Annotated in this window: 17 protein-coding genes; 6 read left to right on the top strand and 11 right to left on the bottom strand. The window is 63.8% G+C overall.

Translation table 11 applies throughout. The features are described from left to right. Positions 1-24: 24 nt before the first annotated feature. Entirely contained in the window at positions 25-1,545 is a 1,521-nt protein-coding gene (locus tag IE097_RS10905) for a fumarate hydratase (protein ID WP_189460631.1), read from the bottom strand. Between the two features lie 151 nt (positions 1,546-1,696). On the opposite strand from IE097_RS10905, the gene phnF reads away from it, so the two are divergent. The 3 genes from phnF to thpR are packed head-to-tail and all read left to right on the top strand — an operon-like array spanning position 1,697 to position 3,722. Then, positions 1,697-2,422, top strand: coding sequence for a phosphonate metabolism transcriptional regulator PhnF (gene phnF / locus IE097_RS10900; protein WP_189460629.1), 726 nt, complete (start codon positions 1,697-1,699; stop codon positions 2,420-2,422). Next, the gene (locus IE097_RS10895) at positions 2,422-3,216 is read left to right on the top strand and encodes an NUDIX hydrolase (RefSeq protein ID WP_189460627.1); all 795 of its coding nucleotides are present in this window, start codon (positions 2,422-2,424) and stop codon (positions 3,214-3,216) included. The genes phnF and IE097_RS10895 overlap by 1 nt, the downstream gene beginning before the upstream one ends. After that, a complete protein-coding gene (gene thpR, locus IE097_RS10890; RefSeq protein ID WP_189460626.1) occupies positions 3,213-3,722 on the top strand; it encodes an RNA 2',3'-cyclic phosphodiesterase in 510 nt (169 codons plus the stop codon). The genes IE097_RS10895 and thpR overlap by 4 nt, the downstream gene beginning before the upstream one ends. A gap of 31 nt (positions 3,723-3,753) precedes the next feature. Here thpR and IE097_RS10885 read toward each other — a convergent pair whose 3' ends face one another. From IE097_RS10885 to IE097_RS10875, 3 genes are all read right to left on the bottom strand, one after another. Then, entirely contained in the window at positions 3,754-4,584 is an 831-nt protein-coding gene (locus IE097_RS10885) for a sulfurtransferase (RefSeq protein ID WP_189460625.1), read from the bottom strand. A 232-nt stretch (positions 4,585-4,816) separates the two neighbouring features. Continuing rightward, a complete protein-coding gene (locus IE097_RS10880; RefSeq protein ID WP_189460623.1) occupies positions 4,817-5,995 on the bottom strand; it encodes an acetyl-CoA C-acetyltransferase in 1,179 nt (392 codons plus the stop codon). Between the two features lie 86 nt (positions 5,996-6,081). Further along, positions 6,082-7,791 (bottom strand): PHA/PHB synthase family protein, encoded by a 1,710-nt coding sequence (locus IE097_RS10875; RefSeq protein ID WP_229797539.1) that lies wholly within the window; start codon positions 7,789-7,791, stop codon positions 6,082-6,084. Positions 7,792-8,020: 229 nt separating this feature from the next. Here IE097_RS10875 and pbpG point away from each other — a divergent pair, with 229 nt between their 5' ends. Continuing rightward, complete coding sequence (pbpG, locus tag IE097_RS10870) at positions 8,021-9,079, top strand: D-alanyl-D-alanine endopeptidase (protein ID WP_229797538.1); 1,059 nt, start codon at positions 8,021-8,023, stop codon at positions 9,077-9,079. A gap of 73 nt (positions 9,080-9,152) precedes the next feature. Here pbpG and trxC read toward each other — a convergent pair whose 3' ends face one another. The 4 genes from trxC to IE097_RS10850 all read right to left on the bottom strand — a co-directional run bounded on the left by trxC (position 9,153) and on the right by IE097_RS10850 (position 13,353). Continuing rightward, positions 9,153-9,575 (bottom strand): thioredoxin TrxC, encoded by a 423-nt coding sequence (trxC, locus tag IE097_RS10865; protein ID WP_189460619.1) that lies wholly within the window; start codon positions 9,573-9,575, stop codon positions 9,153-9,155. Positions 9,576-9,636: 61 nt separating this feature from the next. After that, positions 9,637-10,686: an ABC transporter ATP-binding protein gene (locus tag IE097_RS10860; RefSeq protein ID WP_189460618.1), complete on the bottom strand. Its 1,050-nt coding sequence runs from the start codon at positions 10,684-10,686 to the stop codon at positions 9,637-9,639. Beyond that, entirely contained in the window at positions 10,683-12,287 is a 1,605-nt protein-coding gene (locus tag IE097_RS10855) for an ABC transporter permease (RefSeq protein WP_229797537.1), read from the bottom strand. Before IE097_RS10855 ends, IE097_RS10860 begins: the two co-directional genes overlap by 4 nt. A gap of 70 nt (positions 12,288-12,357) precedes the next feature. Continuing rightward, positions 12,358-13,353, bottom strand: a complete 996-nt coding sequence (locus IE097_RS10850; protein ID WP_189460828.1) for a Fe(3+) ABC transporter substrate-binding protein — start codon at positions 13,351-13,353, stop codon at positions 12,358-12,360. Between the two features lie 172 nt (positions 13,354-13,525). Here IE097_RS10850 and IE097_RS10845 point away from each other — a divergent pair, with 172 nt between their 5' ends. Then, entirely contained in the window at positions 13,526-14,434 is a 909-nt protein-coding gene (locus IE097_RS10845; protein WP_189460614.1) for a recombination-associated protein RdgC, read from the top strand. 60 nt (positions 14,435-14,494) lie between these two features. On the opposite strand, the gene kdoO is transcribed toward IE097_RS10845, so the two are convergent. The 3 genes from kdoO to bioB all read right to left on the bottom strand — a co-directional run bounded on the left by kdoO (position 14,495) and on the right by bioB (position 17,048). Then, entirely contained in the window at positions 14,495-15,436 is a 942-nt protein-coding gene (gene kdoO / locus IE097_RS10840) for a Kdo hydroxylase KdoO (RefSeq protein ID WP_189460612.1), read from the bottom strand. A 14-nt stretch (positions 15,437-15,450) separates the two neighbouring features. Then, a complete protein-coding gene (locus IE097_RS10835; protein WP_189460610.1) occupies positions 15,451-15,906 on the bottom strand; it encodes a DUF2214 family protein in 456 nt (151 codons plus the stop codon). A 164-nt stretch (positions 15,907-16,070) separates the two neighbouring features. After that, positions 16,071-17,048, bottom strand: a complete 978-nt coding sequence (gene bioB / locus IE097_RS10830) for a biotin synthase BioB (protein ID WP_189460609.1) — start codon at positions 17,046-17,048, stop codon at positions 16,071-16,073. Positions 17,049-17,214: 166 nt separating this feature from the next. Between bioB and IE097_RS10825 the strand changes: the two genes are divergently transcribed. Then, entirely contained in the window at positions 17,215-17,793 is a 579-nt protein-coding gene (locus IE097_RS10825; protein WP_189460607.1) for a ComF family protein, read from the top strand. Positions 17,794-17,796: the final 3 nt, after the last annotated feature.

Below are 17,796 nucleotides of genomic sequence, written 5' to 3'. Positions count from 1 at the left end.
TCGTGCATGACCTTGCGATACGGATCAAACCGTTGCAAGCGGGATCTTGCCGATCTTGGCCTGCCATTCCTTCGGCGCGATCGCGTGCACCGAGGTGCCGCCGCTATCGACCGCCACCGTCACCGGCATGTCGACGACGTCGAACTCGTAGATCGCTTCCATGCCCAGATCCTCGAAACCGACGACGCGCGAGCCCTTGATCGCCTTCGAGACGAGGTAGGCTGCACCACCGACCGCCATCAGGTAGACCGACTGGTGCTGCTTGATCGCGTCGATGGCAACCGGGCCGCGTTCGGCCTTGCCGATCATGCCGAGCAACCCGGTCTGCGCCAGCACCTGCCCGGTGAACTTGTCCATCCGCGTTGCGGTGGTCGGACCGGCCGGGCCGACGACTTCATCACGCACCGGATCGACCGGGCCGACGTAGTAGATGAAGCGGTTGGTGAAATCGACCGGCAGCTTCTCGCCCTTGTTCAGCATCTCGACCATGCGCTTGTGCGCAGCATCGCGGCCGGTGAGCATCTTGCCGTTCAGCAGCAGCGTCTGGCCCGGCTTCCACGACGCGACTTCCTCACGGGTGACGGTGTTCAGGTCGACACGGGTGGATTCGCTGGACGGCGTCCAGGTTACCTCCGGCCAGTCCTCGAGCTTCGGTGCTTCAAGCACTGCCGGGCCGGAGCCGTCGAGAATGAAGTGCACGTGGCGGGTCGCGGCGCAGTTCGGAATCATCGCGACCGGCAGACTGGCTGCGTGGGTCGGGTAATCCTTGATCTTCACGTCGAGCACGGTGGCGAGACCGCCGAGGCCCTGTGCGCCGATGCCGAGCGCGTTGACCTTCTCGTACAGCTCAATGCGCAGTTCTTCGGCGCGGGTTTGCGGGCCGCGTTCGATCAGCTCATGGATGTCGATCTCTTCCATCAGCGCTTCCTTGGCCATCACCATCGCCTTTTCGGCGGTGCCGCCAATGCCGATGCCGAGCATGCCCGGCGGGCACCAGCCGGCGCCCATCAGCGGCACGGTCTTCAGTACCCAGTCGACGATCGAGTCGGACGGGTTGAGCATGACGAACTTGGTCTTGTTCTCCGAGCCGCCGCCCTTGGCGGCGATGTCGATCTCGACCGTATCACCCGGCACGACTTCGAAATGGATCACCGCCGGCGTGTTGTCCTTGGTGTTCTTGCGGCCACCGGCCGGGTCCTGCAGGATCGAGGCGCGCAGCTTGTTGTCCGGATGCAGGTAAGCGCGGCGCACGCCCTCGTTGACCATGTCGGCCACGCCCATCGTCGCGCCAGCCCACTGCACATTCATGCCGACGCGCACAAAACAGGTCACGATCCCGGTGTCCTGGCAGATCGGACGCTTGCCTTCGGCGCACATCCGGCTGTTGGTCAGGATCTGCGCGATCGCATCCTTGGCGGCCGGGCTTTCTTCACGCTCGTACGCTTTGCCGAGGGCCTGGATGTAGTCTTTCGGGTGGTAGTAACTGATGTACTGCAGCGCATCGGCAATGCTGTCGATCAGATCGTCCTGACGGATGACGGCCATGAAGTGCTCCGGAGCTTAGACGGGAAAAGTGTGCATTTTACCAGCCCGCACGGACTTGGCGCGCCCCGGGATTACCGCAAGACGTAGAATCATCTAGATGAAACAGCCGTGCGCTAGCATTGCCGCACCTTACCAACGACAGGAACGCACCATGACGGTCGAACGCGGATCGGGCATTGCCTTGTGGCGACAGATCGAACAGGCCCTTGCCGCCGACATCGCCGGCAAAGTCATTTCGGACCGGCTACCGAACGAAATCGAGCTGGCTGCGCGCTTCGGCGTCAACCGCCACACGATCCGCCGTGCCGTGCAGGCACTGGAAACGCGCGGACTGGTGCGCATCGAACAGGGGCGCGGCACCTTCGTCCAGGAAGGCTTGATCGACTATCGCCTCGGCCGCCGCAGCCGCTTCTCGCACAGCCTCGACGACCAGCAGCGCCGCGGCATCAGCCAGATCCAGCGCAGCACCACCACCGTGCCGCGGAACGAAGTGTGCGAGCTGCTCGACATTCCGCCCGGCACCAGCGTCCTGCAGGTCGATGCACTCGACGTCGTCGACGACCGCGTCATCGGCGTTTGCACCCAGTACTTTCCGCTGCCGCGCTTCGCCGGATTCGAAACCCGCTACGCAGCCACCGGCCGCATCGCCGACGCCTTGCCGGCGTACGGCATCACCGAGTTCAACCGCCGGCTGAGTCGGGTCACCGCCCGCCTGCCGCGCCCGGAAACCGCACAATTGCTGGCGCAGCCGAAAACGCAGCCCATCCTTTACGTCGAGAACGTCTACGTCGACAGCGCCGGCGTACCGATCGAGTACGGGATCACCCGCTTTGCCGCCGACGCGGTACAGCTGCTGATCGAGCCCGAGGCCGGCTGATGAACACCCGACTCGATCGTCAGCCAGCCGTACCGCCACGGTTTGACGCCAGCGGGCTGATCCGTTTCCACGTGCAGGGCGAAGCGATCGGCTGGCTCGAACCCGACACCTGCGCCTTCCTCCAGGCACTGTCGCCCCGCTTTACCGGTCGGGGCCCGCAACTGCACCTGGACGCCGCGGCCGATCAGATCGAGCCCCAGCTTGAACGTACCGCGCTGGCGATGCGCGATGCAGGGCTGATCCGGGGCTGGCGCAACGAGCGCTACACCTGTTTCGCACCGGATGCGCATGGATGGCCTGATCTTGCACGGCCGCTGTTTGCACTGGAGCGCGCCGCCTTCCGCCGCTTCGGCCTGACAAGCCGTGCAGTGCATATCAATGGTCATACCGCCGACCGGCAGCTGTGGATCGGCCGTCGCAGCGCCAGCAAAGCGATCGATCCGGACCGGCTCGACAATCTGGCAGCAGGCGGCATCGCCAGTGGTGAAACGGCCGAACATTGCGTCGTACGCGAGCTCTGGGAGGAAGCGGGCGTGCCGGCCGAGATCGCCGGCGGCTTCCGCTACGCAACCAGCCTGCGGAGCACGCGGAACGAGCCGGACGGCACGCATGACGAGGTCCTGTACTGCTACGACCTGCTGCTACCCGACGACTTCGTCCCCTGCAACACCGACGGCGAAGTCGCCGGCTTTGCCCGGCTGTCCATTGACGAGATTCTGTCCTCGCAAGAAGCGTTCACGGTCGACGCCCTCATGGCGACCACCGATTTCCTGCGCCGGCAGGACTGGGTGTGAGGCTGTTCATCGGGCTGGCGCCACCGCCGGCGGTGCGCGAGGCCATCGCACGCGAACGCGACCGGCTTTACGGCCGCCTCGGCGGCAAACCGACGTCGACGGCCAATCTGCATATGACGCTGGCCTTCCTCGGTGACGCGACGGCGCAGACGCTGCAACGCCTGCGTCACCTGCTCACCGACATCGACATGCCCCGTTTTTCGATCACCCTCGACCGGACCGGCGACTTCAAACACGGCGCCATCGTCTGGCTCGGCTGCACCGCAACCCCGCCCGGGCTTGATGCACTTGCCGAAATGCTCAGGGCAAGACTCACCGTTTCGGACATTGCGTTCGACCGACAGGCCTTTACGCCGCACGTCACGCTGTTGCGCAAAGGTCAACCGGTCGCGGAACATCTTGCAATGCCCGTCTGCTGGCCTGTCGATGCCCTCGTGCTCTACGCGTCGGAATCGACACCCCGAGGCGTACGATATCGCCCGCTGTTTCGCCAGACGCTGAAATGAACAACGCCCGGCTGCCCGGGCGTTGTTCATTTCAGCGTGCAACCGGGTTGTCCGGGTGGGCACACCACTCGCTCCACGAACCCGCGTACAACCTGGCGCCGGACAGACCCGCCAGCTCCAGCGCCAGCAGGTTGTGGCAGGCGGTCACACCGGAGCCGCACTGGCAGACGATGTCCGCCGGCGAACGACTGCCAATGACCTCCCGCCACTCGTTTCGCAACGTCCCGGCGGATTTGAAACGGCCACCCGCGTCGAGGTTGTGCTGGAAAAAGCGGTTGGCCGCACCCGGAATATGCCCGCCGACCGGGTCGATCGTTTCGCCGAGACCGCGGAAGCGATCCGGGCTGCGCGCATCGACAACGAGAAAGGCCGGGGCATCAAGGTTGGCGCGAATTTGCGCCATGCCGACGGCCAGATCGCCGCGCGGACGCGCATTGTAGACCGCAGCCGTCGGTTCCGGCACCTCGATCGAAGCCGGCAAGCCGGCCTCCAGCCATGCCTGCCAGCCGCCATCGAGCACCGCAACGTGCTCGTGTCCCAGCCAGCGCAACAACCACCACAGTCGTGCCGCGAACATCCCGCCGGATGCGTCATAGGCGACGACACGCGTCTGCGGCGTAATCCCCATCCTGCCCAGCCAGGCGGTCAAAGCCTCCACGGTCGGCAGGGGGTGGCGCCCGTTCCTGCCGGTCTTCGGTCCGGACAAGTCCGAATCGAGATGGGCAAAGACGGCTCCGGGAATGTGCCCGGACAGGTAGGCCCTGTTTCCGGCCTCCGGATCACCAAGATCATGGCGGCAATCGACAACCACACAAGTGGTCGACTCGGTCGCCAGTATTTGCGGCGTAATCAGCACGGACATGCGCCCTCCCATTGTGAAAACACCATCATAAGCCGGCCCACGGCACCACGGAATCCGCAAGAGAGGCTAAATCGGCACTGCACGAACACCGTTCCGGCCTCGGGCACTGCCCGTTGCCACGAGCCTGGCGTCGAAGGAAACACGCTGGAGTGAATGACAAGGCAACGTGTGCAAACCGCAGATGAAAAACGCCCTCCGCAGAGGGCGTTCTTGTTGCAGGGCTACGCCGGAATCAGCGCTCGACCGCCAGAGCCACCCCCATGCCACCGCCAATGCACAGGGTCGCCAGACCCTTCTTTGCATCACGGCGAACCATCTCATGCAGCAGCGTCACCAGTACGCGCGCACCCGAGGCACCGATCGGATGACCCAGTGCAATCGCGCCGCCGTTGACGTTGACGCGGCTCCAGTCCCACTTCAATTCGCGCGCGACACCGAGGGCCTGCGCGGCGAACGCTTCATTGGCTTCGATCAGATCAAGCTGGTCGAGCGACCAGCCGGCACGCGCCAGCGCGCGCTGGGTTGCCGGAACCGGACCCATGCCCATGATGGTCGGATCGACACCGGCCGAAGCGGCCGCACGGATCGTAGCCAGCGGCTTGAGACCCAGCGCGTCGGCTTTCTCGCGGGTCATCAGCAGCACGGCGGCAGCCCCATCGTTGATGCCCGAGGCATTGCCGGCGGTCACGGTGCCTTCCTTGTCGAAAGCCGGACGCAGCTTGGCCAGTCCGTCCATCGTCGCATTGGCCTTGATGAATTCGTCGGCAGCAAACACAACCGGATCACCCTTCTTCTGCGGGATGCTGACCGGCACGATCTCGTCGGCAAAACGGCCTTCAGCCTGCGCGGCAGCGGCCTTCTGCTGCGACGACAGCGCCAGCTCGTCCTGCTCGGTCCGGCTGATGCCGTACTTCTTGGCGATGTTCTCGGCGGTCACGCCCATATGGTACTTGTTGTACACATCGGTCAGGCCGTCGTAGACCATCGTGTCGATCAGCTGTGCATTGCCCATCCGGAAGCCGTCACGCGAACCCGGCAGGATATGCGGCGTTGCACTCATGTTTTCCTGCCCGCCGGCGATGACGATGTCGGACTCGCCCGACAGAATGGCCTGCAGACCCAGCGCGACCGCCTTCAGCCCCGAACCGCAGACCTGGTTGATCGTCAGGCCCGGCGTTGCATCCGGGAGGCCCGCAAGGCGCAGCGCCTGACGTGCCGGGTTCTGGCCCAGACCGGCGGTCAACACATTGCCGAGGATGACTTCGCTGACCTGGTCGGCGGCAAGACCGGTTTTTTCCAGCAGTGCACGAATGACGGTTGCACCGAGCTCGGGCGCGGCCACCCTGGCCAGTGCACCGCCGAAATTGCCCAGCGCGGTACGCTGTGCGGCAACGATAACGATTTCAGTCATGATGTTTCTCCCGTGCGCCCAATCGGTTGGGGCTGTGTTTTAGATTAACGGACCGGCCGCAGGTTCGGCCGGTCCGGCACTGCAAATCAGGACAGGCGTTCTTTGACGTAGCGACCCGGGGCCGGCTCGATCGGCTTGAACTGGCGGCTACCGAGCGTTTTCGGTGCGGCGACACGCTGGCCCGCACGCGGCGCCAGCCATTCCGCCCAGTCCTGCCACCAACTGCCCGGGCGCGATTCGGCCGCCTCGAACCAGGCTTGCGGATCCGCATCCAGCCGGTCGTTGACCCAGTAGTTGCGTTTGTTGGCCGAGACCGGGTTGATCGTGCCGGCAATGTGGCCGGACGCGCCGAGCACGAAGCGCAACGGCCCCTGGAAAATGCCGGTGGTCCGGTATGCGGACGTCCACGGCACGATGTGGTCTTCACGTGCGGCAAACACATAGGTCGGCAAGGTGATGGCCGTCAGATCGATGGGTACGCCGCACAGCGAGAACGAGCCCGGTTTGGCCAGGTTGTTGTCGAAGTACATATTGCGCAGGAACCAGGTGTGCATCGGCAGCGCCAGATTGGCCGAATCGTTGTTCCAGTACAGCAAATCGAACGGCGGCGGCGTTTTGCCTTTCAGGTAGTTGTTGACGACGTAGTTCCACACCAGATCGTTGGCACGCAGCGCCGCAAACGTCCGTGCCAGTTCCTTGCCGGAAATGACGCCCCCCTTATCGATCACCAATTCGCGACTGGCGACGACGGCGGGATCAAGGAAGTGCTTGATGTCGCCCGGCTCGGTGTGGTCGATGATCACTGTCATCAGCGTCAGCGACTCGAACCAGTCCTGCCCGCGCGCCTGCATCACCGGCACTGCGGTCGACACCAGCTCGCCGCCGATGCAGAACGAGAGCACGTTCATTTTTTCGCGCTTGCTGATCTGGCGCACCACATCGGCCGCGGCCAGCACGCCCTTCTCGACGTAGTCGTCCCACTTGAGGTGACCCAGCTCCGGCGTAACCGATTTCCACGATACAAGGAAAGTCGTGTGCCCTTCGCCGACAACCCAGCGAACCATCGAGTTTTCGGGCTTGAGGTCCATGATGTAGTACTTGTTGACGCACGGCGGCACGATGAGCAGCGGCGTCTCGTACACGTCGCCGGTGGTCGGCGCGTACTGCAGCAGCTGGAACAGTTCGTTCTCGAACACCACCTGCCCCGGCGTCACGGCCAGATTTTCACCGACGACGAACTGCGACTCGTCGGTCATCGTGATCGTGCCCTTCTGGATGTCCTCGAGGAGCTTCTTCATCCCCTCGTTCAGACTCTCGCCACGGGTATCGATCGCCAGCGCCAGCACTTCCGGATTCGTCACGGCGAAGTTGGCAGGACTGACGGCATCGAGGTACTGCCGGGCAAAGAACGCCATGCGCGCCTTGGTATCGTCGTCGGCATGCACATGATCGACCATCTGGGTCAGCCATTTCGACGTGAGCAGGTAGCTCTGCTTGAAGAAGCTGAACAACGGCAACTCCCACTCCGGGGCTGCGAAGCGCCGATCCCCTTTTTCCGGTTCGAGCTTCTGGCCGTTGCCGGCGCCGATCAGCTGCAGCCAAAGATCGAGCTGCTGCTGGTAGTACAGGCTGTGGGTCTCGAAGGCCTCGGTCGACAGCCCCTGGACCGGCGCGAGTCCGGACGGCAGCGCCGCAGCACCGGCCGGTGCAACCGCATTGACCCAGCTTTGCCACCACTTCTGGTTGGCCTCGTTGAACTGCAGGAAGAACGACTCAAGCGACGTGGACTGCAACACGGGATGCTCCATTCGGTAGAAACAGCAACACCAGACACCGGCTCGGCCGGACATTGTGCGGCGCAACACGGCAAATTATCACATCGTCTGCAAGTATCGGGAAATCTTTAATGCGAACTATACGAAATATCCAGTTAGCATTTGATTTTTCGTCACATTTTCTGTTGCGCCTGCCTTAGAATAAGAAGCATCTGATGTAATACGCTCGAACTCGATTCCGAGGTAGTTGATGAAACCCAGCATTCCCGGGCTTTGCGCTCTCCTGACCGCGCTCTCGCTCGTCGCCATGCCAATGGCCGAGGCCGCCACCCAGCATGCCCAATCGACCAGCAAGTCGGCCAAATCCAAGCCGGCCGGCAAGCAATCCGTTGCAAAAAATCAACAGAAGAAAACCGCCCAGCCGAAGAAACCTGCCGTCAAGGTGACGATTCGCAAAAAGGGCTCTGTCAGCAGCCAGGCCATTGCCAACGCCCGGCAAGAGGTCCGCGTTTCCCGGGCCGTAGCAGTCCCGTCGACGCTCGAACGCCCCGGCGTCCAGTCGTCGGCCGTGCTCGTGGTCAACGAACAAAGCGGCGAAGTGATTTACGAGAAGAACGCCGACACCCAGGTCCCGATTGCCTCGATCACCAAGCTGATGACCGCGATGGTGACGCTGGATGCCCGCCTGCCGATGAACGAGCTGATCACCATCAGCGAAGACGACGTCGACATGCTCAAGCACACCAGTTCGCGACTGGCCGTCGGCACGTCGCTCACCCGGGCCGAAGTGCTGCTGCTGGCACTGATGTCCTCGGAAAACCGTGCTGCTGCCGCGCTGTCGCGCACCTATCCGGGTGGACGCGATGCTTTCGTGCGCAAGATGAACGAAAAGGCGCAACAGCTGGGCATGCGCGGCAGCCGTTTTTACGACTCGACCGGCCTGACGCCGAGCAATGTCTCCACGCCGCGCGATCTGGTCCAGATGGTCAAGGCCGCGCATCACTACGCGGAAATCCACCAGTTCTCGACCTCGAGCGAGTACCGCTTCATTTCCAACCGCAACGGTCGGGAAATGGTCTACCGCAACACCAATCCGCTGGTGAAGTCGGACGACTGGGATATTGGCCTGTCGAAAACCGGCTTCATCAACGAAGCCGGTCACTGCATCGTGCTGCAGGCAACGATCGAAGGCACGCCGGTCGTGATGATCCTGATGGACTCGCAAGGCAGCTATACCCGGATCGGCGACGCAAACCGGGTCAAGAAGTGGCTGGAAACCAGCCCCTACGCCAAACTGCGCGCAGGCTGATCCGTACCAGCCCCCATATACACACAACGCCCCGATTCCGGGGCGTTGTCGTTTCCGGCGGGTCTACTTGCAATCAGACCAGCTGGCTGACCCAGGCCTTGAACTGGCCGGACGACATCGCACCATTGAGGCGTTCGATCTGGCGCCCGCGATCGAACGCGATCAGCGTCGGAATACTGCGGATCTGGTACTGCGCCGCCAGCGACTGCTCGGCGTCGGTGTCCACCTTGAGGAACAACACCTTGCCGGCGAAATACTCGGCAGCCGAAGCAAAGGCCGGCGCAAAGGCCTGGCAAGGCCCGCACCAGGTCGCCCAGAAGTCGACCACCACCGGAATCGGGCTGGCCGCGATCAAGGCGGGCGCACTTTCCGAGGTTGCTGCGATGGGCGCGCCGGACAGCAGCGGCTTGTGGCACTGACCACAGACAGGAGCATCGGCAAGGCGAGCCGGTTCGAGACGATTGGCGGTCTGGCAGTGCGGACAGGCAAGGATCATGGTTTTCTCCGTAGCAGGACGCGATGGTCGCGCAGTGCGTACCACCGATCAAGCCCCTGCGTCATTCACGCACATAGGCAACAGCGTGCTCGAGCTCGAGCCGGATGCCGATCTCCTCGCCCACCGCATGATTATGGTGACTTGGCACGAGCGAAAGCACTTTCTGTCCCGACGGCAGCGCCAGCGTGTAGAGAAATTCCGCACCGCGGAACGCGCGCGCCAGCACCGTTGCCCGCACCGGACTGGCGTCATCGTGCTGCACGTCGTCGGGACGGACCAGCACGTCGACCCGACACCCGTCGACACCGCAATGCGCCGGCGTCGGACCGTCGAAACGCCCCAGTTCGAACTCGATCTGCGCACTCGCGTTGACGACCCCCGGCAACAACACCCCCTCGCCGATGAAGTTGGCCACGTGGCGGTCGACCGGCTGGTGATACAGACTGTACGGACTCGCCCATTGGCGAATCTGACCATCCACCATCACGCCGACAACGTCGGCAACGGCAAAGGCTTCGTGCTGGTCATGCGTCACCAGAATCGCCGTCGTGCCGGCCGCCTTGAGGATGTCACGCACCTCCAGCCCCAGCCGCTCGCGCAGTTCGGCATCGAGATTCGAGAACGGTTCGTCCAGCAGCATCAGCCTCGGACGGGTGGCCAGCGCCCGCGCCAGCGCCACGCGCTGTTGCTGGCCACCGGACAGTTCGTGCGGAAAGCGCCGGCATTCGTCCTCGAGACCGACGAGCGCCAGCATCTCGCCGATGCGCGCCGTGCGCTCGGCTGCGGACAGCGCCCGCAGACCGAAGCCGATGTTGTCGGTCACGTTCAGATGCGGAAACAGCGCATAGTCCTGGAACACCATGCCGATGCGCCTTGCCTCGGGCGGCAGCATGGTCGACGCGCTGGCGACCACTTCACCATCGATACGGATCTCGCCTGCCGCAGGCGTTTCGAAACCGGCAATCGCCCGCAGCATCGTCGTTTTGCCGCAGCCGGAATGACCGAGCAAACAGCCGATCTGCCCGGATGCCAGCGAAAACGACAGGGATTCGATCACCGCACGATCCGGGTAGCGGACAGAAACGGCATTCACTTCGAGCATGGGAGTCATGATTCGGTTTTCCGGATCAGCAGTACCACCGGCACGAGGCCGGCGAGCACGATAAACAGACTGGGCAAGGCCGCGCGGTCCCACATGCCTTCCGACGTCATCTCGAACACACGCACCGCCAGCGTGTCCCAGCCGAAGGCACGGGTCATCAGCGTGATCGGCATTTCCTTGAGCACGTCGACGAACACCAGCAACGCCGCCGACAACAGCCCGCCGCGCAACAGCGGCAGATACAGCCGGGCCGCCACCTGCCGGCCATTCAGCCCGAGCGAGCGGGCCGCCTCTTCCTGGCTGCGGGTAATCCGCTGCATGGCCGTATCGACAGGCTGGAATCCGACTGCAAGGAAGCGGGCCGCCAGCGCCAGCAGCATGACTGCCAGCGTCCCCTTGAAAATGGCCAATGCCTCCAAACCGAAGGGGCGCAGCGCGGCCAGCAGCACGTTGTCGAGCCAGGCAACCGGAATGAAGACCCCGACCGCCAGCACCGTACCGGGCACCGCGTAGCCCAGCGTGGCCAGCCGCACCAGCCAGTGCGTTCCAGCGTCACGGTAGCGGCGCCGGGCGTAGGCCAGCACCAGCGCCAACAGCGTCACCAACAACGCAGCCATGACGGCAAGCAGCAGCGAGCGCCCGATGAAGGCCGGGTAGCGCGCATCGAAATCGTCAGCCCAGACCCCCTTGACCCAGACCAGCAACTGCATCATCGGCACCACAAAGGCCAGCAGCAGCACCGTGCCGCACCACAGCGTTGCCAGCCAGCGCAGCCGGCCGTGCAGCGCGATCCGTTCGGCGTGCGCACTGCGCACCTGATAGCTGCGCGCCCCGCGCCCCCACTGCTCCAGTGCCACAAGCATCAGCACGAACATCACCAGCAGCGACGCCAACTGCGACGCGGCAGGCAGATTGAACAGCGCAAACCACGCCTTGTAGATGGCCGTGGTAAACGTATCGAAATTGAAGATCGACACCGTGCCGAAGTCGGCCAGGGTTTCCATCAGCGCGAGCGTCACGCCGCCGATCAGCCATGGCCGCGCCATCGGAACGGCCACGACGAAGAAGGCCCGCCGTCGCGACATGCCCAGCGTCTGCGCAGCCTCGATCGCGCGCCGGCCCTGCGTCAAAAAGGCGTTGCGCGCGAGCAGGTAGACGTAGGGATAGAACGCCATCGACAACACCAGGATCACACCGCCGGTACTGCGGATTTGCGGAAACCATGCGCTGGTCCCGAATGCCGAACGCAGCAGTGTCTGCACCGGCCCGGTGAAATCGAGCAGGCCGACCTGGACGAAGGCCAGCACGTAGGCCGGCATGGCCAGCGGCAGCATCAGCGCCCAACCGAAGAAGCGCCGACCCGGGAAAGTACAGACCGCCGTCAGCCATGCCAGCGGCACGCCAAGCAGCAGCACACCGGCGCCCACACCGACGACCAGCAGCAAGGTATTCCACAGCACGCCGGGCAGGACGTAATCGAGCAGGTGCGACCAGACCTCGGCCTGCGGGTCGAGCAGCGACGACAGCACCACCAGCAGCGGCACGACGGTGAGCAGAGCGATCGGCAGCGCACAGAGCACGCCGCGACTCGGCAGCAGACGGGAAGACATGAAAGACATCGGGCTATTCAAAGGAAAACGGGCAGCGCTGGCTGCCCGTCGTGGCGGAAGGCCTTACACCTTACTTGTAACCGGCGCGGTCCATCAACTGCGTCGCCTTGCCCTGCAGCTCGCCCGCCTTGCTCATGTTGATGATGCTCGGCTTGAACGGCCCCCAGCCGGCAACCAGATCGTCCGGCTTCACCTTCGGGTTGACCGGGAACTCCATATCCTTGTCGGCGTAGAGGTTCTGCGCCTTGTCGCCCGACAGCCACTCGATCAGCTTGATCGCGCCCTTCTCGTTCTTGGCGTAACGGGTCACGCCGGCACCCGAGACGTTGACGTGCACGCCACCGGCATTCTGGTTCGCCCAGAACAGCTTGACCGGGAATTTCGGATCCTTGGCCACGATGCGGCCGTAGTAGTAGCTGTTGGCCACGCCGACCTGGCACTGGCCAGCGGCGATCGCTTCGAGCATCTTGGTGTCGTCGGCGAAGACCGGTGCCGCCAAGTTGGCCACCCAACCGCGGACGATCTTCTCGGTCTTCGGCTCGCCGTACTGGGCAATCATCATCGCCACCAGCGACTGGTTGTAGACCTTCTTCGACGTGCGCAGGCACAGCTTGCCCTGCCACTTCGGATCGGCGAGGTCTTCATAGGTCGACAGGTCGGCCGGCTTGACGGTCGCCGGGTTGTAGAAAATCGTCCGGGCGCGGATCGACAGACCGTACCACTCGCCCTTCGGGTCGCGCAGATGTGCCGGCACGTTTTCGTTCAGCGTTTTCGATTCGATCGGCTTGAGCAGGCCCTGCTTGCCGGCCTGCCACAGGTTGCCGGCATCGACGGTGATCAGCATGTCCGCCGGGCTGTTCGTGCCCTCGGCCTTCAGGCGCTCCATCAGCGGACCTTCCTTGTCGGTCAGCACCTTGACCTCGATGCCGGTGTCCTTGGTAAACGCGTCGAACAGGGGCTTGATCAGCTGTTCGTTGCGTGCCGAGTAAACGGTCACGGATTCGGCGTAAGCAAGGCCGGCCAGCAGCGCGGCGGCGAGCGGAACAAGGACGAGTTGCTTCAAGATGGAGCTCCGGTAATGAGGACGAAAACGGATCGTGATCGCGTCGATACTAGCGAAAATGCAAACAATTCTCAATAAGGGATAGCCGCGTCCGATTGGATCAAGGTGACAAAGCAAGGTTCCCGTCGCCGCCCCCAATCGCTACAATCAGCAGCCGTTTTACAAGGATCGTCCCATGCTCTGGTTCCGCAATCTGCAGCTCTACCGCCTCGCCCCCGACCATGCACTGGCCCTCGACAGCATTGGCGACAGCCTGGCCAAGCGCCCTTGGGTGCCCTGTGGCAGCAATGACCAGATGAGCCAGGGCTGGATCGCACCGGCGCGTCATGCACCGGACCTGAAAGCCTACGGTTACGACGATGCGGTGCTGGTGACGCTGAAGACCGAAGAAAAGCTGTTGCCGGCCAGCGTGGTCAAGGAAGAAACCGAAGAGCGGATTGCCCGGATCGAAGCCGAAGAAAACCGCAAGGTCGGCCGCAAGGAAGCCAAGGAGCTGCGTGAACGCGTCGCCGAAGAGTTGCTGCCGAAGGCGTTTTCCCGCTCGCGCAGCCAGCGTGCGCTGATCGATCTCCGGCTCGGATTGGTGCTGGTCGAAAGCGCATCGGCCACCAAGGCCGAACAGCTGCTTTCCACGCTGCGCGAAACGCTCGGCAGCCTGCCGACGCGACTCGTCAACACCCAGGTGACGCCGGAAACCGCGATGACACTGTGGCTCGAATCGGCCGATGCCGACGAGTTCGATCTGGGGCAGGATACCGAGCTGCGCGCACCGGGCGACGACGGCGCGATCACGCGGCTCGCGCGCCAGCCGCTCGACACGGCCGAAGTGAAACAACATCTTGAAAACGGCCTGCTCGCCAGCAAGCTGGCGCTGGCGTGGGACGACAAGCTGGCATTCCAGCTCACCGACAAGCTCGAAATCAAGCGGCTGACGATGCTCGACGTGCTGCAGGACGAGCTCAAGGACATGGACGCCGCCGATCAGGGCGCGATCTTCGACTCGAGCCTCGCACTGACCGTCGGCACGCTGCGCGAATTCGTCCCGGCACTGATCCGCGCACTCGGCGACGAACTTCCCGCCTGATTCACCGCATAAAAAAGCCGCCCAGAAGGCGGCTTTTTGTTGGTCTGCAAACAGCCCCGATCAGCAGGCCTCGAGCGTCAACGCAAGCAGCGCCACGGTGAAGGCGATCATCGCCCGCTTGTGGACCAGCACCTTGCCGGTGAGGCGCTGCAGGATCGCCAGCGGCGAGCGTCGCTGATCGGCCATGCCGTCGACCGGCAGGAAGAAGGTCTGCTCCAGCATGTACTGCCCGCCCATCGCCGCGTGCGATGCCTGGTCGGAAAAACAGATCCAGCCGCCGCCCGGGGCGAATTCGACACGCTCCTGCGCGCACGACTGCTGGTACCCGGTGTCTGCTTTCATCGCATCGTGCAGGTTGAGCATGATGTGGTCGTAAGGACTGCGGCGGCGTTTGGTGATCTTCAATGCATGCAGCACGGCGGCCGAACCCGGCCACTGGCGCGGAATTTTCGGCAGGAACTGCTTCGCCACGGTTTCGAACGACTCGCCGACGCGCCAGACGCGTGGCTCACCGGCCGGATTGACGTTCATGAACACGCGCAGGATGCGTTCGCCGTAATTCGGCCGCGATGGAAAGGCGTCGACATGCAACCGGCTGTCGTCCTTGCGCCACGATGTCTGCCGTCCCTCGACCTTGTGCAGCCGCAGACTGGTCGGCGCCTCGCGCAACCGGCCGCGGTATTCGGGAAACAGTGCCCCCACCAGTTGTGCCGCGGCATCGTGATAACGACCGATCAGGACCTTGACGGCCTCCTGCGTCCCGGCATCGCCGACCACACCATGGAGGACGCCGGACGCCGGATCAAGACTGATGTTCTTGCGCTTCGGATCGGCCAGCGACAGATCGAGCAGGCGCTGCTCGCCATTTTCAAGCGCAAAGGGAAAGCGCGGAAAGTACAGCACCTTGCCGTCCTCGACGGCATTCAGCAGCGTTTCGCGCGGCGGGTTGAAGCCGGTGGCGGCAGCGCCGGCCACTTCGACGATCTGGCGGTTTGCGTCCATTTGCATTTCCAGTTTCATGCCAGGCCGAAGCCGCGCGCCATGAAGGCGGCAAGAATCGGCAGCAGTACGATCAGATGGGTTTCCCACATCAGGCAGCGGCGCACGCGGGCCAGCTCGCCATCGGGCGGTGTGAAGTCCGGTGCCGCAGCGACCGCTTTGCGCCAGGCGGCAAAGCGTCGGGTCGGGTAGATCGAGATCAGCCCGATCAGCACGAAGACCGAGAGCTTAGCGTGAAACACCGGGTTGTGCAGGTAGAACTCCGACCCCTTGACGCCGTAAAACAGGCGCCCCAGCCCGGTCGCCAGCGCCAGCATCGCCATGAGGAAGTACAGCATGTCGTAGCGTGCCAGCCGTACGGCCGCCGTCGGCATCCATTCGCGCCGGACCAGTACCGTTTCGATACTCAGGAAGGTGATGACCATGAAGATGGCCAGGTAGTGACAGGCAGCAAGCACGGCATCGAGCAGCATGGCGCTCTCCATGTGGGAAGGATCGGATCGATTTCGGGTCGGGCAAGCCGGCGTCACCGCGCGCCCGTGGAACGGTGTCATTTTTTCACAACCCGCCAGACAATATTCAGCCAGGTACAACAAAAAAGCCCGGCAACGGCCGGGCTTTTTGCTGAAGACGCCTTTTACAGCGGCTTGAGGTCGAGCTTGTCGAACAGCGCCTTGTCGCGCGTCACGTCCGGATTGCCCGTCGTCAGCAGCTTGTCACCGTAGAAAATCGAGTTGGCACCGGCCATGAAACACAGCGCCTGCGTTGCCTCGTCCATCTGCTGCCGGCCGGCCGAAAGGCGGACATACGACCTGGGCATGGTGATCCGCGCCACCGCGATGGTACGCACGAACTCGGTCCAGCCGACCGCCTGATCGCCGGCCAGCGGCGTACCTTCGATCTTGACCAGATTGTTGATCGGCACCGAATCCGGCTGCGGATCGAGATTGGCGAGCTGCGCGAGCAGCCCGACACGGTCGGCACGCGTTTCGCCGAGACCGACGATGCCGCCGGTACAGACATGCAGCCCGGCCTTGCGTACCTTGCCGAGCGTATCGAGCCGGTCGGCATAGCTGTGGGTACTGACGATATCGGCGTACTTCTCCGGACTGGTATCGAGATTGTGGTTGTAATAGTCGAGCCCCACGTCACGCAGCTCTTCGGCCTGACCGTCCTTGAGCATGCCCAGCGTCGCACAGGTCTCCAGCCCCAGCGCCTTGACGCCGGCGATCATCTTTTTCACCGACTCGAGGTCCTTGGTCTTCGGTCCACGCCACGCCGCGCCCATGCAGAAACGGCTCGCGCCGTTTTCCTTGGCGACCCGGGCCACCTCGATGACTTCGTCGGCATCCATCAGCGTCTCGCGCTCGAGACCGGTATCGTGCCGCGCCGATTGCGAACAGTAGCCGCAATCCTCGGAACAGCCGCCGGTCTTCACCGACAGCAAGGTCGACAGCTGCACGCGGTTCGCATCGAAATGCGCGCGGTGCACCTGCTGCGCCCGGAACAGCAGGTCGTTGAACGGCAACGCAAACAGCGCAGCGACATCGTCCAGGGTCCAGTTCTGTTGCTGCGGATGCGGCGTAAGGCGCTTGAATTCGATCGTTTGCGTCATGGCGGACCAGAATGGGCTAGAAATGGAAGTCGCGCCATTCTCGGCACGCCCCGGGTCATTGTCAAATCAGCCGATGCGATTTCTGAACAACATTTTCTGGCCGAGCTGTTGCACGCTGTGTCACCGCGGGTGCCGCGGCAGCTTCTGCGACGCATGCGACGCGGCCTTGCCGCGTCTCCCCTCGAGCTGTTGTCCGCGCTGCACGCTGCCGACGCTCGACGGCGGCCTGTGCGGCGGCTGCCTCGCCGACCCGCCCCATTTCGACGCCAGCTATGCGGCACTTCGCTACGCCGGCGACGCGGCCCACCTGATCGTAGCCGCCAAGTACGCCGGCCGCTGGCCGCTCTGGCGGGCGTTTGCCGGCCTGCTGGCGTCAAGGCTGCCCGAGACACCGGACATCGACGTCATCATCCCGATGCCGCTGCATCCCCGCCGCCTGCGCGAGCGCGGCTTCAACCAGTCCGCGGAGCTTGCCGCCATGCTGGCCCGCCGCCGCGGTCTACCCCTGCGGTACGATCTGGCCACCCGGATTCGCGATACCGGCCAGCAAAGCCGCCTCAGCCTGAGCGAGCGTCGACACAACCTGCGCGGCGCGTTTGCCGCAAACGCCGCCGTTCGCGACCTGCGCATCGCCGTGGTCGACGACGTCATGACCAGCGGCCTGACCCTCGACACGCTCGCGATCACGCTCAAGCGCGCCGGCGCGGCCCGCATCGAGGCCTGGGTGCTCGCGCGGACGCTCTAGGCC

The sequence above is a fragment of the Jeongeupia chitinilytica genome, assembly GCF_014652315.1.
In the GTDB taxonomy this organism is placed as follows: Bacteria; Pseudomonadota; Gammaproteobacteria; order Burkholderiales; family Chitinibacteraceae; genus Jeongeupia; species Jeongeupia chitinilytica.
Note: the sequence above shows the minus strand (reverse complement) of the source record. Positions and strands in the feature narration are given on the sequence as shown.